Origin of the sequence: Pedobacter heparinus, assembly GCF_032678725.1 — a bacterium.
GTDB lineage: Bacteria > Bacteroidota > Bacteroidia > Sphingobacteriales > Sphingobacteriaceae > Pedobacter > Pedobacter heparinus_A.
In genome coordinates, this window is sequence record NZ_JAVTSC010000011.1 from 146839 (window position 1) to 162045 (window position 15207).

At 41.7% G+C, this 15207-nt stretch carries 10 protein-coding genes and 1 tRNA gene; 6 read left to right on the forward strand and 5 right to left on the reverse strand.

Features of this window, described 5'->3' with window-relative positions:
- Window positions 1-7: 7 nt before the first annotated feature.
- The 4 genes from R2Q85_RS17155 (at window position 8) to R2Q85_RS17170 (ending at window position 6714) form a co-directional block, all read left to right on the forward strand.
- Window positions 8-691, forward strand: a complete 684-nt coding sequence (locus R2Q85_RS17155) for a LytTR family DNA-binding domain-containing protein (protein ID WP_316813018.1) — start codon at window positions 8-10, stop codon at window positions 689-691.
- 94 nt (window positions 692-785) lie between these two features.
- Window positions 786-4274 carry a response regulator gene (locus R2Q85_RS17160; protein WP_316813019.1) on the forward strand — a complete coding sequence of 1163 codons (3489 nt, stop codon included), beginning with the start codon at window positions 786-788 and terminating at the stop codon, window positions 4272-4274.
- Window position 4275: 1 nt separating this feature from the next.
- Window positions 4276-5100 carry a protein-glutamate O-methyltransferase CheR gene (locus R2Q85_RS17165; protein WP_316813020.1) on the forward strand — a complete coding sequence of 275 codons (825 nt, stop codon included), beginning with the start codon at window positions 4276-4278 and terminating at the stop codon, window positions 5098-5100.
- A 27-nt stretch (window positions 5101-5127) separates the two neighbouring features.
- Window positions 5128-6714, forward strand: a complete 1587-nt coding sequence (locus R2Q85_RS17170; RefSeq protein ID WP_316813021.1) for a response regulator — start codon at window positions 5128-5130, stop codon at window positions 6712-6714.
- Here the strand turns inward: R2Q85_RS17170 and pth are convergent.
- From pth to R2Q85_RS17190, 4 genes are all read right to left on the reverse strand, one after another.
- Window positions 6704-7264: an aminoacyl-tRNA hydrolase gene (gene pth / locus R2Q85_RS17175; protein ID WP_316813022.1), complete on the reverse strand. Its 561-nt coding sequence runs from the start codon at window positions 7262-7264 to the stop codon at window positions 6704-6706. The two genes, R2Q85_RS17170 and pth, sit on opposite strands and share 11 nt — an antisense overlap.
- Before the next feature lie 133 nt (window positions 7265-7397).
- Window positions 7398-7976 carry a 50S ribosomal protein L25/general stress protein Ctc gene (locus R2Q85_RS17180; protein WP_316813023.1) on the reverse strand — a complete coding sequence of 193 codons (579 nt, stop codon included), beginning with the start codon at window positions 7974-7976 and terminating at the stop codon, window positions 7398-7400.
- Window positions 7977-8030: 54 nt separating this feature from the next.
- Complete coding sequence (locus R2Q85_RS17185; protein ID WP_316813024.1) at window positions 8031-8972, reverse strand: ribose-phosphate pyrophosphokinase; 942 nt, start codon at window positions 8970-8972, stop codon at window positions 8031-8033.
- Between the two features lie 72 nt (window positions 8973-9044).
- A tRNA-Gln gene (locus R2Q85_RS17190) sits at window positions 9045-9115 on the reverse strand.
- Window positions 9116-9413: 298 nt separating this feature from the next.
- Here R2Q85_RS17190 and R2Q85_RS17195 point away from each other — a divergent pair.
- Window positions 9414-12443, forward strand: coding sequence for a DUF2723 domain-containing protein (locus R2Q85_RS17195; protein WP_316813025.1), 3030 nt, complete (start codon window positions 9414-9416; stop codon window positions 12441-12443).
- A gap of 462 nt (window positions 12444-12905) precedes the next feature.
- On the opposite strand, the gene R2Q85_RS17200 is transcribed toward R2Q85_RS17195, so the two are convergent.
- Window positions 12906-13871, reverse strand: a complete 966-nt coding sequence (locus R2Q85_RS17200) for an acetyl-CoA carboxylase carboxyltransferase subunit alpha (RefSeq protein ID WP_316813026.1) — start codon at window positions 13869-13871, stop codon at window positions 12906-12908.
- Between the two features lie 183 nt (window positions 13872-14054).
- Between R2Q85_RS17200 and R2Q85_RS17205 the strand changes: the two genes are divergently transcribed.
- Window positions 14055-15206, forward strand: coding sequence for an acyl-CoA desaturase (locus R2Q85_RS17205; protein WP_316813027.1), 1152 nt, complete (start codon window positions 14055-14057; stop codon window positions 15204-15206).
- The last annotated feature ends 1 nt before the right edge of the window (window position 15207 follow it).

Sequence of the window (15207 nt, forward strand, 5' to 3'; positions counted from 1 at the left end):
TTTAAAAATGGTTGCAATAGCGATAGACGATGAACCCATAGCTTTGGATGTAGTGGAATCCCATGCGTCCAAAGTCCCTTTTATTGAATTGAAGGCAAGTTTCACCAATGCCTTTGAGGCCATCACCTTTTTACAGCAAAACAAAACGGACCTGATCTTTCTGGATATCAAAATGCCGGACATCAATGGGATCGACTTTCTGAACAGCCTTAACCATCCGCCAATGGTAATTTTCACCACGGCTTATTCAGAACATGCTGTCAAAAGTTTTGAACTCGATGCCATAGATTATTTATTAAAGCCATTTTCCCTTTCCCGGTTCTTAAAAGCCTGCAATAAAGCCCAGGAGCTCCATACACTTAGAAACAACGGAGAAATTACCGAACCTGCATATATTTTCATCAAAGATGGTTATGAACAGATCAAAGTCCTGATCAATGACATTCAATACATAGAAGCCTCCGGAAACTATACCCAGATACACCTAAGCGAACAAAAACTCCTCAGCACCAGGGTTCCCTTAAATGAAATGCTCCTGCTGCTGCCTGCAAAAAAGTTCATCAGAACACACCGTGCCTTTATTATCTCACGTGATAAAATCAGCAAATTTGACCGATCCCAGGTATGGATAAATGATCAGATCATCCCCATTGGTGCCACTTACGCGCAATGTTTGCAGGATTTCTGTTAATCCAGATACAAATCACACGGTGACAGCATCCTAATTAAATATTATCATTAATATTGTTGGCTATAAAAGAAATTGATCTTAACCATCCCATGATATGTTTAAACTGACTTTCAAACAACAGGTATTAACAGGCTTTACTGTTTCCTTATTGTTTGTGCTTGTATCTGCCATCACCTCCTACCTCAGCATTGATAAGCTAAACAGTGATACCAGGCGACAAAGCCATACCTATGATGTCATTAGCCTGGCTAAAGACGTAGAAACCCAGGTATTGAACGCCGAAACCGGGATCAGGGGTTTTGTGCTGGCTGGCAAACCGGAATATCTTGCACCTTATAAAAAAAACGCCGCTAAAATTCTGCCGACAGTCCAGGACCTGAAAAAAGCAGTTAGTGACAACTCTGCTCAAAAGCCACTGATGGATTCTCTAGATTACTACGCGCACCAGAAAGTGGATGAAATGAAAGCGGTGCTCAAGATTTATGACGACAATGGCCAGCAGGCAGCCGCAAAACGGGTAATGGCCGGGCGCGGACAATTTTACAAGAACAAGATTGCAGAGATCAGCGGAAAGATCATTGAAGCTGAAAAAGAACTACTGGCCAAGCGAACGTCCGAGATTGTAAAAAGCAGCAAGCAAAGCGAGCTGGTTGTATCCATTAGCGCCATCGTTATCTTTTGCCTCATCCTGTTCCTGTTTTCCTATATTAAAAAAACATTTGATCAGCAAAAAGCGACTGAAAACCAGATCCTGAATTCCAATATTCAGCTGGAGCAGCTATCCGCAGAAAATAAACAAAAAAACTGGTTGTTATTGGGTTCTGCCATGATCAACGAAGCTATACGTGGCGAACAGGAAATGGACGAACTTGCCACCAACATCATTACCCGGATCTGCAATTATGTCAATGCACCTATTGGTGCTTTCTATCTGGCCAACCGTTCAAATAAAACACTAAAATTCAGAGGCGGATATGCCTGGCAAAACACACAACGCCGTAGCCATGAGTATCATTTCGGGGAAAGCTTTGTAGGCCAGGCTGCGGAAGAAAAACAAAGCAAATTGCTTGAACACATACCCGCAGATTACATTAAGGTCAATTCTGGACTAGGAGAGGCTCCCCCAAAATGCATCTACCTGGTTCCGGTGATATTTGAAGCGCAAACTATTGCGGTTATTGAGTTGGGATTAAATCAGAAACCTGATGATACTGTCATCTTATTGCTCAATGGCGTTGCGGAAAGTATTGGCGTAAGTGTAAACAGTGCTGTAGCACGTGTAAAACTAAGGGCTTTATTTGAGCAAACGCAGCAACAGGCAGAAGAACTGGAGAGCCAGCAGGAAGAATTGCGCACTACCAATGAAGAACTGGTCTATAAATCTGAGCAGCTTCAGGCCTCAGAAGAAGAGCTCCGGGTACAACAGGAAGAGTTACGCCAAACCAATGCCGAACTGGAGGAAAAGGCACGGCAACTGGAAGAACGTAATATTGCCGTAAACCAGGCTAAAGAAGCCATGAGCTTAAAAGCCGAAGAACTGGAAATTTCCAGCAGGTATAAGTCAGAATTTCTGGCCAATATGAGTCATGAACTCCGAACGCCGCTAAACAGCATACTTATCCTGGCCAGGATTTTAAAAGAAAATAAGCCCGAAAACCTGAATGAAGACCAGGTTAAATATGCTGGCGTAATCCACAATGCGGGCACTGATCTGCTGACACTGATCAATGATATTCTTGACCTTTCCAAAATTGAATCCGGAAAGTTAGACCTCAGCATCCTGCCATTAAAACCAGCGGTCATCAAACAAGACATGGAAGCCCTGTTCAGTGAGCTCGCGAAAAGCAAAAAAATCAGCTTCCAGACGCTTTTAGATAAAGAGTTACCCGCTACACTCCTTACCGATCAATCCAGGCTGGAACAGATTGTGAAGAACCTCCTGTCCAATGCTTTTAAGTTTACGCCGGAGCACGGAGAGATCACCCTGAGCATCAGCAAAGCAAAACCAGGAACACGGTTTTTCTCCGGTCAACTAAAAACATCAACTGAAGACATCATTGCCATCAGTGTAAAAGATTCCGGGATTGGCATTCCGGCCGACAAGCAAAAACTCATATTTGAAGCTTTTCAGCAGGCAGATGGTTCTACCAGCAGAAAATATGGTGGTACGGGCCTGGGTCTGTCCATCAGTAAAGAGCTGGCCCATATCCTGGGCGGAGAAATACAGGTAGAAAGTAAACAAGGTGAAGGCAGCATTTTCACCTTATTCCTTCCAAAAAACAAGACCATATCCAGCACCGAAAGCCAGGATACGGCAGCCGTTACGGAAGAAACTGCCAACGTACCTTTAATTTCAGATCCCATTGAAATGCCGGCAAAGCGCTATCGGGAAACCCAAAAACTACTGATAGTGGAAGATGATCTGGTCTTTGCTGATGTGCTCAATGACTACGCCATAGAAAAGGGCTTTAAACCCATGCTTGCACATAGTGGAGACATTGCCCTCGAAATGGCTTTCTCAGAGCTCCCGGATGCTATCGTGCTGGATATTATGCTGCCTGTTATGGATGGCTGGACCATTCTTAAGAAATTGAAGGCTGACCCCCGAACCAAACACATACCTGTGCACATGATGTCGGCAGGAAACGAAAAAGAAGCCAAAGCAAAAAAAGAAGGAGCGATCGGTTTTTTAAAAAAGCCGATCGAAAAAGATCAACTTGATGAAGCCTTTGAACTGCTCAGTGCCGCCCATTTAAAATACGACTTAAACAAAGTTTTGCTCATTGAAGATCAGGAACTCCATAGCAAATTGCTTACCGAACAGCTGACAGCTAAAGGGGTTGAGGTACAACAGGCCTTCACCGGAAAAGAAGCTCTGGCCATGTTGGATGAGCATACCTTTGATTGCATCATTCTCGATCTCAAACTACCTGACCTATCCGGATTCGACTTATTGGACAGGATCAAATCACAGGAAAAACTGGCACATGTGCCGGTCATCATCAATACTGCAATGGAGCTTGATCAGGAAAAGATAGCCCATATTATGCAATATACAGAGGCAATGGTCTTGAAATCCAACAAATCGAACGACAGGCTGATCGATGAGGTGAGCCTGTTTATGAACAAGCTGAAGCAAGAGCATCCGGTAAAGGCCGCTTCCATCAGTAACCGGAATAAAAGCAAGGCTTCCTCTACCATGGAAAAAGTACTGAAAGACAAAACCATTTTGATCACAGACGATGATATGCGCAATATTTTTGCTTTATCCAGTGCCTTGCAGGCCTACGATCTTAAAATTGTGATTGCAAACAATGGCAGGGAAGCCATCCGCAAGCTGGAAGAAAATAACCAGATAGACCTCGTATTGATGGACATCATGATGCCTGAAATGGATGGCTATGAAGCCATGATTGCCATTCGCAGTAAAAAAGAGTTTACTAAACTGCCAATTATTGCCTTAACAGCGAAAGCAATGAAAAACGACCGGGAAAAATGTATCGAAGCGGGCGCAAATGATTATATTTCAAAGCCCGTAGACATGGATAAATTGCTATCTATGTTAAGGGTATGGCTAAGTTAATATGCATAAAGAAACTGACATCATCTCCTATGAGGAACTCAGCAGCCTGGTTAGCCTCATCAAAAACATTCATGGTTTTGATTTTGGTGATTATTCTGCAGCATCCTTAAAAAGAAGGGTCAGCAGGATCATGCAATTGCAGCGTCTTACACTTTTTGACCTCCGCACCCTGTTAACCAATGATCCTGATTATTTCGAATCTTTTTTGATTGAAGTTACCGTCAATGTAACCGAGATGTTCCGGGACCCTTCATTTTATAAGTCGGTAAGTCATCATATTCTCCCCTATCTCAAATCCTATCAGCGCATTAAAATATGGAATGCAGGGTGTTCTACTGGTGAAGAGCTCTATTCCTTTGCCATACTCCTTGCCGAAGAAAACCTGTACGAACGCTGCTTCCTTTACGGCACTGATATAAATGCGGATGTACTGGAACATGCGAAAACAGGAATTTATGATTTGCAGAAAATGAAGCAATACTCCGAAAACTTTCAGAAAGCTGGGGCAATAAACACCTTGTCCAATTATTATACGGCCAGATACGATGCAGCCTCTATCAACCATTCCCTAAAAAACAATGTCCTCTTCTCCGTACACAATTTAGCTTCTGATGGTGTTTTTAATGAATTTCAGCTCATTTCCTGCCGCAATGTGATGATTTATTTTAATGTAGAGCTACAAAAAAGAGTGATAGAATTATTTTACAATAGTTTAGCTAATTTTGGTTTTTTATGTTTAGGTTCAAAAGAAACATTGCGAAGTACAGAACTGGGTCGCTTTAAAATAATAGACAAAAAGAATAACATTTATCAAAAAATAGCTTAGCGGCTAAACTCATATAAGAACAAAAACATGGAAAAAATTAACATATTAATTGTTGATGACCGACCCGAAAATATTATTGCCCTCGAAGCACTGCTGCAAAGAAATGACATCAATATCATCAGCACGACCAATCCCAATGAGGCTCTAAGGTTATCCTGGGAAATGGATATTGCCATTGCGATGATCGATGTGCAGATGCCCGAAATGGATGGCTTTGAACTGGTAGAAATATTAAAAAGCAATCCCAGGACGAAAGACATTCTGATTATATTTGTTACCGCTATATCTAAAGAAACCAAGTACGCTGTTAAGGGATTAAACACTGGTGCAGTTGACTACCTGTATAAGCCACTTGACCCATTTGTGACCTCTGCAAAAGTAGATTCATTTATACAGTTTGTCAGAAATCAAAGAGACATAAAAAAGAAGAACAAAGAACTTGAAGCTTATCAGAAGGACCTGATCAAAGCCAAAGAACTTGCAGAACAGGGTAAAAGGATCAAGGATAATTTCCTGGCCAATATGAGTCATGAGATCCGTACGCCGATCAATGGTATTATTGGGATAGCACAACTGTTAAAGAAAACAGCACTCACAGACGAACAAAGGGAAATGGTCAACCTCCTGGAAATTTCTTCCAACTCCTTACTGGGCGTGATCAATGATGTCCTCGATCTGTCAAAAATTGAATCCGGAAAATTCAAGATCAACCGGAGCGCAACAGACATTATAAAAATATGCGAATCAGTGGTAGATCTGCTTCGGATCCCAGCCATCGAGAAAAAGCTTGACCTGAAGTTAGCACTTGATCCGGAACTGCCGAAGATGATCCTTGCGGATTCACTCCGGCTGAACCAGATCCTGATGAACCTCATTGGAAATGCCATTAAATTTACGCACAAAGGCAGCGTAACCCTACAGGTTGACATCCTGAACAGAAAAGGGAATAACCTGCAGCTTAAATTCTCTGTAGCAGACACAGGCATAGGGATAGCGAAAGCGCATATCGATAAGATTTTCGAGACCTTTGAACAGGCCGATGAACAGACCACCATTAAATTTGGCGGCACAGGCCTGGGCTTGTCCATAGTTAAAAATCTGGCCGCATTAAAAGGAGGTATACTTGAAGTACTTAGTGAAGAACATGTTGGCAGTACTTTTTGTTTCACCAACTGGTATGAAGTGCTGAAAGAAGCCGATGTACCTGAAAAACAAACAGACGAGCAGCTTATGCCCTTTAAAAACCTGAACATTCTGGTTGCAGAAGATAACCCCATTAATAGATTCCTGATCATTAAAATCCTGCAGAACTGGGAGGTAAAACTGGATGTGGTAGAGAACGGGCAGGAAGCCATAGACAAGCTCAGGGAAAAAGAATATGACCTCATTTTAATGGATACCTTTATGCCGGTGATGAACGGGCTTGAAGCCATTAAACTGATCAGGGAAGGCTATGCGACAGGCAAAGAAAACATTCCTATCATTACTTTTTCAGCCGCGGTACTGGACACCGATAAAGAAACCGCAATTGCTGCGGGCGCCAACGATGTAATCAGCAAACCATTCGAACCCGCAGTACTGTACAAAAAGATACAGAAATATACTATTGGTTAAAGGCGGTCATTGTTTTGGCAGGCCCTATGGTAACAAAGCTTTTGATCAGTTCTGTACTTTTATCGATCAGCGCGGGTAATTCCGGCAGTTCGTCCTTATCAAACGGCGCCAGTACATAATCTACCTGTCTGCCTTTAGGAAAATTGTCGCTGATGCCAAAACGTAAACGTGGATATCCCTGCCCTCCACATAGCCCTTCTATGCTTTTTAAGCCATTGTGCCCGGCACTGCTGCCTTGTAATTTCAAACGCAGCTTACCCAATGGCAAAGCAAGGTCATCCACAATGACCAGCACATTTTCCAGCGGTATGTGCAGTTCCTGCATCCAGTAATTAACAGCTTTACCACTCAGGTTCATATACGTAGTAGGCTTAATCACATGCAGTTTTCTACCTTTGAAACCTATTTCAGCATGATAAGCCAGCCGTGTATTGCTAAATGTGCCTTCCTGTTGCTTCACCAGCTCATCGGCAATCATAAAACCAATATTATGACGGGTATATGCATACTCGGGGCCAATATTTCCTAAACCTACAATTAAGTACTTCATCTTTAAATTATGTTATCATCAGCCCTGTTCATTATCTGCAAAGATAACAGTTTGCACAATAGGGCTCATCAGCAAATTATCCATAAAAAAAGCAGCACCGGTTAGATGCTGCCTTTTTTTTAGCTAAAACGAATTATTTTTTGTTCGCTTCTTGTTCTGCTTGTTTCAATGCCCTTGACATACCTACAGAAACAATAGTATCTTCGCTTATGTTGGTTACTGTATACTTAGCTTTTTCAAGATCACGTACACGGAACAGGTTACCTACTTCTAATTTAGCAATACTTACTTCAACAGCCTGAGGCATATCTTTAGGGAATGCCTTAACACGAAGTTTACGTAATTTCTGAACCAGTTTACCACCCATTTTCACACCTGGAGAAGTACCGGTCAATTTAACAGGGATTTCCATTAAGATCTCTTTGTCGTCAAACAACTGCAGAAAATCTACGTGTAACAATACGTCTGTTAATGGGTGAAATTGCAATTCTTTAATGATCGCTTTAATTTTGCTGCCATTTACTTCAATTTCTACAAAGTTCGCTTCCGGAGTGTAAATAGCGTCCCTTAAATCTGCGATAACTACAGCAAAGTGAACTTGCTCCTTACCACCATACAATACTGCGGGAACTTTACCTTCATAGCGAAGCTCTTTAGCATCGCGTTTCCCTACGTTCTCTCTTGGAGAACCGCTAATTGCGATTGTTTTCATCTTATTTGTTTTTGTCCGAAGCTTTATTGCTTCATTTATATATATTAATTAATATTAAACGTTGAAAAGGTCACTGATAGAACCGTGTTCATTTACATTGGCAATCGCCTTTGCAAACAAAGGTGCTGTACTTAAAACCCTTATTTTGCTGCTTTGCTGTTTCAAAGGAATGGTATCTGTTACAATCAGCTCGGTCAGCATCGAATTTTCTACTGTTTCATATGCTTTACCAGACAATACCGGATGTGTGCAAACTGCGCGTACACTATTAGCTCCTTTTTCCATAATTAAAGCTGCAGCCTTAGCCAGCGTACCAGCTGTATCACAAATGTCATCAATCAGCACCACATCCAATCCGGCAACATCACCTATAATTGACATGGATTCTATCTCATTGGCACGTTTACGCCTTTTATCGCAAATGACCACCTCTGCATTGAAAAACTTTGCAAAAGTACGTGCCCGGTAAGATCCGCCCATATCAGGCGAAGCAATCGTTAAATTCTCCAGGCCTAAACTTTTGATGTAGGGTACAAATATGATGGAACCATCCAGGTGATCAACAGGAATGTCAAAAAATCCCTGTATCTGGGCAGCATGAAGATCCATTGTCATAATGCGGTGTATCCCCGCCGATTTCAATAGATTGGCCACCAGCTTAGCTCCAATTGCAACCCTTGGTTTGTCCTTTCTGTCTTGTCTTGCCAGGCCGTAATAAGGTACAACTGCGGTAATGTAATGCGCCGATGCACGTTTTGCGGCATCAATCATTAACAAAAGCTCCATCAGATTGTCGTTAGGCTGATAAGTAGAATTGATTAAAAACACATCGCATCCACGTACAGTTTCATCATAAGAAGGCTGAAACTCACCATCGCTAAACTTATTCAAGGTTACAACGCCAAGTGGTTTGCCGTAATGTTCGGCAATTTTTATGGCTAAATCTTTAGTACCGGTTCCGGCAAAAAGCTTAACTGGATTAAATTGCAATGGCATGATTAAAGGTATATCAATGCTGGTTAAAAAAAATCGGATTGTGAATAAAACCCACAATCCGAATATTGCTAGTTGCCCGACCAGGATTCGAACCTAGACAAACGGTACCAAAAACCGTTGTACTACCTTTATACTATCGGGCAATCTTCCACTTAAAAGGCTTGCTTTGAAATGGAATGCAAATCTACGCAGATTTTTCGTTTTTGCAAGTACCAGTAGAAAAAAATTAAAATATTTTTGAGCTTTCGATTCCTGTCTAAAATAAAGTCTTAAAAATGAGCAATTTGATTGAAGCAAAAAGGCAACCCTATGCGCTGTATCCTCATCATCAAATAGACAAAATGTTAAACTGAGCTTTAATTGTGCAATTCTCAATCTTATTCTTTATTTTCGGCTGCATTTAAATCGCCTCAACAAGACATTAACTATTCAATAAAAGAAATGAATTACTCAAAAATCAATAATCTTACCGGCTGGTTTTGCTTTCTTATAGCCGCTGTAACTTATATCTTAACATTAGAACCCTCCGTTAGTTTTTGGGATTGTGGTGAGTTCATTGCTTCGGCCTTTAAAATGCAGGTTGTTCATCAACCCGGCGCACCTTTGTTCTTAATGATCCAGCGGTTCTTTTCCTTATTCGCATTGGGTGATGTTGAAAAGATAGCCTATTTCATGAATGTAGGTTCTGCTATAGCGAGTGCAGCTACCATCTTGTTTTTATGCTGGACCATCACTGCCCTGGCGAAAAAACTGCTGGTTAAAGAAAATGAAGAGATCAGCAAATCCACCATGATCTCTATCATGGGCGCAGGTGTTGTAGGTGCATTGGCTTATACCTTTTCTGACAGTTTCTGGTTCTCTGCAGTGGAATCAGAAGTATACGCTTTATCCTCCTTATTTACCGCAATAGTTTTCTGGGCCATTTTAAAATGGGAATCACATGCCAATGAGCCGGGTGCTGACAAATGGTTGTTGTTCATTGCCTATATCATGGGTTTGTCCATCGGCATCCACTTGTTAAACTTATTGACCATCCCTGCAATTGCATTTGTATACTATTTTAAAAAGACTGCAAAAACAAGTACCAGCGGCATCATTAAAACCGGCGTTATAGGGGTACTTATTCTCGCTGTTATCCAATATGGGATTATACAGTATATCGTTTCGTTTGGTGCCTATTTCGATTTGTTCTTTGTAAACACTTTAGGCATGGGCTTTGGCAGCGGGGTAATCTTCTTTGCCATTTTACTGATCGGAGGCCTTACATGGGGCATCCGTTACTCCATTAAGCACCAGAAAAGGGTATTGAATATTGCATTACTCTCCACTGTGCTGATCATATTTGGTTACTGTTCCTTCGCAATGATCATCATTAGGGCCAAAGCTGATCCAAACCTGAACAATAGTGATCCAGAGAATGCTTTCTCCTTTCTAAGCTACTTAAACCGGGAGCAATATGGCGACAGGCCTTTGCTGTTTGGCCCAAACTACAACTCTCAAAAAGTTAACCTTACCCAAGGCAAAACACTCTATAGAAAAGGTGCCGAAAAATACGAAGATGCCGGTAAAAAAACCGATTATGAATACGACAGGACTACTCCTTTTCCAAGGATGTACAGTGATGACCAGCGACACATCGGCTATTATAAGGACATCATGGGCTTTAGTGATGACCATTTCCCTAACCTGTTCGACAACATTGGTTTCCTTTTCAAATACCAGGTAGGACAAATGTACATGCGCTACTTTATGTGGAATTTTGTTGGAAGACAAAATGATGACCAGGGACAGGGAAGTCTGTATGAAGGTCAATGGCTAAGCGGCATCAAACCTATTGATGCTTTAATGCTGGGCGATCAGAAAAACCTTCCTCCATCTATAACAGATAGCAATGCCTATAACCGTTTCTTCTTTTTACCATTGATCTTAGGCTTACTGGGTGCAATCTGGCATTTTAAACGCAATCAGAAAGATGCAGGCATTGTAGCCTTACTGTTTTTCTTTACTGGTCTGGCCATTGTGCTTTACCTGAATCAAAAGCCCATGGAGCCAAGGGAAAGGGATTATGCTTATGCAGGATCTTTCTATGCCTTCGCCATCTGGGTAGGTTTAGGTGTATTGGCCATCAAAGAATGGCTATTTAAAAAGCTGACACCTGCAAGCGCTGCTATTGCAGCTACCGTAGCGGGTTTATTTGCCGCCCCTGTGCTCATGGCTGCCCAGGGCTGGGACGACCACGACCGTTCTACCAAAATGGTTGCTCATGATATTGCGGTTGATTACCTGCAATCCTGTGCACCGAACGCCATTCTTTTCACCTATGGAGACAACGATACCTACCCGTTGTGGTACGCCCAGGAAGTAGAAAATATACGCCCGGATATCCGCCTGGTGAACTTAAGTCTGTTTGATACCGACTGGTACATCAACGGCATGAGGCAAAAACGAAATGAATCTGAGCCTTTACCCCTATCTATGAAGCCTGAACAATATGTGCAGGGAGTAAGAGATGTCATGTATTACCAGGATTATAAAGTTGCAGGTGCTGTAGAATTAAGTAATATTCTTGCCATTCTTTTATCAGATGATGCAGAAGACAAATTACCCCTGCAGGATGGCAGCAGAGAAAACTTTATCCCTACTAAAAACTTTAAGCTTACGGTAAATCGTGCTGATGTACTTAAAAACGGAGTGGTAAGTGCAGCTGATTCCAGTAAAATTGCCCCTGCGCTGGAATGGACCTTTAATAAAAACTATGTAACCAAGGGCACACTCGCATTGATCGATATATTGGTGCACAACGACTGGAAGAGACCTGTTTACTTTGCAAGTACAGTGCCTTCGGATCAATACAACGGCCTGGACAATTATTTGTATAATGAAGGCCTGGCTCTACGCCTGCTTCCTTTGAAACCTGATACTTCAGCAAACAGATCGGAATTGCTCAACACCCCTGTTTTGTATAAAAATGTAATGGACAAATTTGTATGGGGTAACATTAAAAATGCCAAATATCTTGATCCTCAATCTTCTGATGACATTTCTATTTTTACCAATGTGTTTAACAATACGATTTCGGGGCTGATTAAAGAGGGCAGAACGGAAGATGCAAAAAAAGCGGTAAACCGTTACTTTGAAGTAATGCCGGAAAGATTCTACGGAATGCGTTCTATGATGGGCACCTATTTTATGGCCGAAAACCTATACCTGCTTAACGAGGCACCAAGGGCAAATGCTTTAATTGAAAAATCGGCAGCATACATCCAGAAGGAACTGACCTACCTGGCAGATGTTTCAGAAAGTAAACGCAGGTTTATAGGCAATCAGAATGTCCAGCTGGGACTTTCCTTCCTGAACCAGATGGCCAGAACTACAACCCAATATAAACAGACCAAATTAAGCGAGAAGTTGAATAGCCAGTTTCAAGGTTTGGAAGCAAGGTTCTCACCGTATTTTTCACCTGGGCAATAAAGGGGAAAGCTCGCATGGTGTTCTCCGGCTGCAAGGAAACTCGCTTGACTGTTCTCCGGCTGCATAATTCCCGATGAAGAATCGGGAAAGACGCTATGCCGGTTCACAGCAAGCTCGTTTCTGCTCAAAACATAGTGCAGTGGTTTTCCATGACAGTTTTAGAAAAGGCATCGCATATATAAACGAAATGGCCCTGTAACATTAGCATATGTTACAGGGCTATTTTATTGTCCTTATTTGTCTTAATTTTTACGCGCCATTATCAGGTAGCGACTGGTTTTCGGTAATTATACGGTATTTGGTAAACCTTGCTATAACCCCCATGCTATTTGATAAATTTAAACGAGTATACTGTGAACCGGCATCGCGTCTTTTTAGTTTTTCCGTTAAGGAAAAACTGAAATTATGCAGCCGGAGAACAGTATAGGAGTTTAGCCTGCAGCCGGAGAACAGAATGCGAGTTTAACCTTCATTGACAACCCCCATTGCACAGAATTTATCAATCCTGGCAGTGATCATCTTCTCTGTTTTTTCTTTCTTCAATACTTTAAGATCATCCAGGATCTGTTGCTTTACTGTCTGGGCCATCAGCTCGGGATTCTGATGTGCTCCGCCCAATGGCTCTTTAATAATCCCATCGATAAGTTTATTCTTAAACATATCATCAGAAGTTAGTTTTAAGCACTCTGCAGCCCTTTCCTTATAATCCCAGCTTCTCCAGAGGATGGACGAACAGGATTCAGGCGAGATCACCGAATACCAGGTATGTTCCAGCATATATACTTTATCACCGATACCAATACCCAAGGCGCCACCAGAAGCTCCTTCCCCAACTACAAAGCACAATATCGGTACTTTTAGCACCGACATCTCCAGCAAGTTGCGGGCAATGGCCTCCCCTTGCCCGCGCTCTTCCGCTTCCAGGCCAGGGTAAGCACCCATGGTGTCAATAAAAGAAATCACAGGCTTATTGAATTTTTCAGCCAGACGCATCAGGCGCAATGCCTTTCTATAACCTTCCGGATTGGCCATACCAAAATTACGGTACTGGCGCTCTTTAGTATTTTTACCTTTCTGATGACCGATGATCATTACAGTCTGGCCTTCTATAGTTGCAAAACCACCAATGATAGCCTTATCATCTTTAACAGTCCTGTCGCCGTGCATCTCAATAAAATCATCACAGATCATACTGATGTAATCCAGGGTCTGCGGTCTTTCAGGATGACGCGACATTTGAACTTTCTGCCAACCTGTAAGGTTGCTATATAGTGTTTGCTGAGTTATATCCAGCTTTTCTTCCAGTTCAGTTAAGGTAGCAGACATATCTACTTTGGTTTTATCGGCAACTTGTTTAACCTTCTCAATTTGCTGTTCCAGTTCAGCAATAGGCTTTTCAAAATCAAATGATGTTTTTATCTGTTCCATAATCGGGCTGTAAAAATAGACATTTTATTTTAAAAACCAGAGGCTTCATCTTTTCGTAATTGATATAATAATAGAGATAACGTTAAATATAACATGACATTACCATGATATATATATTATTGTGCTACATTAGCCAAATACAAAGAAGGATGAGACCATCAATCCAATGGGGATAAAGAATTTATGAGAAAAAAGGTTAAGTTCACAAATGTCGATAATTCGACATTTTATGTGACCGTGAGGAAAAGGGTAGATGCGTATTTTACTGAAAATAATATTTCCATACATGCCAATCCGGCCATGTGGTTTAAAACCGGATTCTTTCTGGTTGGCTTGCTAAGCATTTATTTAATGATATTACTGGGTGGCTTTAATGCTTTGGTTACCCTGCTGCTTTGTGTGCTTTTAGGAATGTTCGGCGCTTTTGTAGGCTTTAATGTTTGCCATGATGCGATCCATAAGGCTTACTCCTCAAGCCCCCTGGTAAACAAAATATTTAGTTTTGTATTCAATTTAATTGGGGCGAGCCCATACGTCTGGAACATTTGCCACAATATTGTTCATCATACTTATACCAATATTGCCGGGCATGATGAAGACATCGATGTTGCGCCCGGACTGATCCGTTTTTCAGAAGCTGAAACCGTGAATAAGGTACAGTCTTATCAGCACTATTATGCCTTCCTGTTGTATAGCTTTGCCATGCTTTCCTGGGTATTCCGGAAAGATTATAAGAAATTCTTTCAGAAAAAAATCGGTGAGCATGTATCCATCCATCCAAAAATTGAGTATTTCAGGTTGTTCTTTTATAAAGGGATTTATTATTTTTTATTCATCGTGCTCCCGCTTATTGTAATGAACATTACCTGGTGGCAGTTTGTGATCGGGTTTCTGGTGATGCAGTTTTCGCAGGGACTGGTATTGGGGCTGGTATTTCAGCTGGCCCATGTGGTGGAAGGAACCAGCTTTCCTTTTCCGAATGATGAAGGCAATATTGAAGAAGCCTGGGCAGTACACCAGATGCAGACTACCGCAAACTTTGGGGTAAACTGTAAGCTGACCGGTTTTTTATGTGGAGGTTTAAACAGGCAGGTTGAACACCATCTTTTTCCCAAGATATGCCACATCCATTATCCTGCAATTGGGGCCATAGTTAAACAGACTGCAGCCGAATTTAACCTGGATTATATAGAAAGTTCTTCTTTCGGCAGCGCACTGGTATCCCATTACAAAACCCTTAAAAGACTGGGCCGGGAAACCTACCTGGAAACCCCATATATAAACAGGCCTGAACAATATCTGAACAGGCCTGCAATTGCTTTTGTAAAAAAATGAT

Bases quoted from the DNA above. Each gene is read 5' to 3' on its own strand.
- R2Q85_RS17205 (WP_316813027.1), top strand. From the start codon at position 14,055: ATGAGAAAAAAGGTTAAGTTCACAAATGTCGATAATTCGACATTTTAT.
- R2Q85_RS17160 (WP_316813019.1), top strand. From the start codon at position 786: ATGTTTAAACTGACTTTCAAACAACAGGTATTAACAGGCTTTACTGTT.
- R2Q85_RS17170 (WP_316813021.1), top strand. From the start codon at position 5,128: ATGGAAAAAATTAACATATTAATTGTTGATGACCGACCCGAAAATATT.
- R2Q85_RS17185 (WP_316813024.1), bottom strand. From the start codon at position 8,972: ATGCCATTGCAATTTAATCCAGTTAAGCTTTTTGCCGGAACCGGTACT.
- pth (WP_316813022.1), bottom strand. From the start codon at position 7,264: ATGAAGTACTTAATTGTAGGTTTAGGAAATATTGGCCCCGAGTATGCA.
- R2Q85_RS17180 (WP_316813023.1), bottom strand. From the start codon at position 7,976: ATGAAAACAATCGCAATTAGCGGTTCTCCAAGAGAGAACGTAGGGAAA.
- R2Q85_RS17200 (WP_316813026.1), bottom strand. From the start codon at position 13,871: ATGGAACAGATAAAAACATCATTTGATTTTGAAAAGCCTATTGCTGAA.
- R2Q85_RS17195 (WP_316813025.1), top strand. From the start codon at position 9,414: ATGAATTACTCAAAAATCAATAATCTTACCGGCTGGTTTTGCTTTCTT.
- R2Q85_RS17155 (WP_316813018.1), top strand. From the start codon at position 8: ATGGTTGCAATAGCGATAGACGATGAACCCATAGCTTTGGATGTAGTG.
- R2Q85_RS17165 (WP_316813020.1), top strand. From the start codon at position 4,276: ATGCATAAAGAAACTGACATCATCTCCTATGAGGAACTCAGCAGCCTG.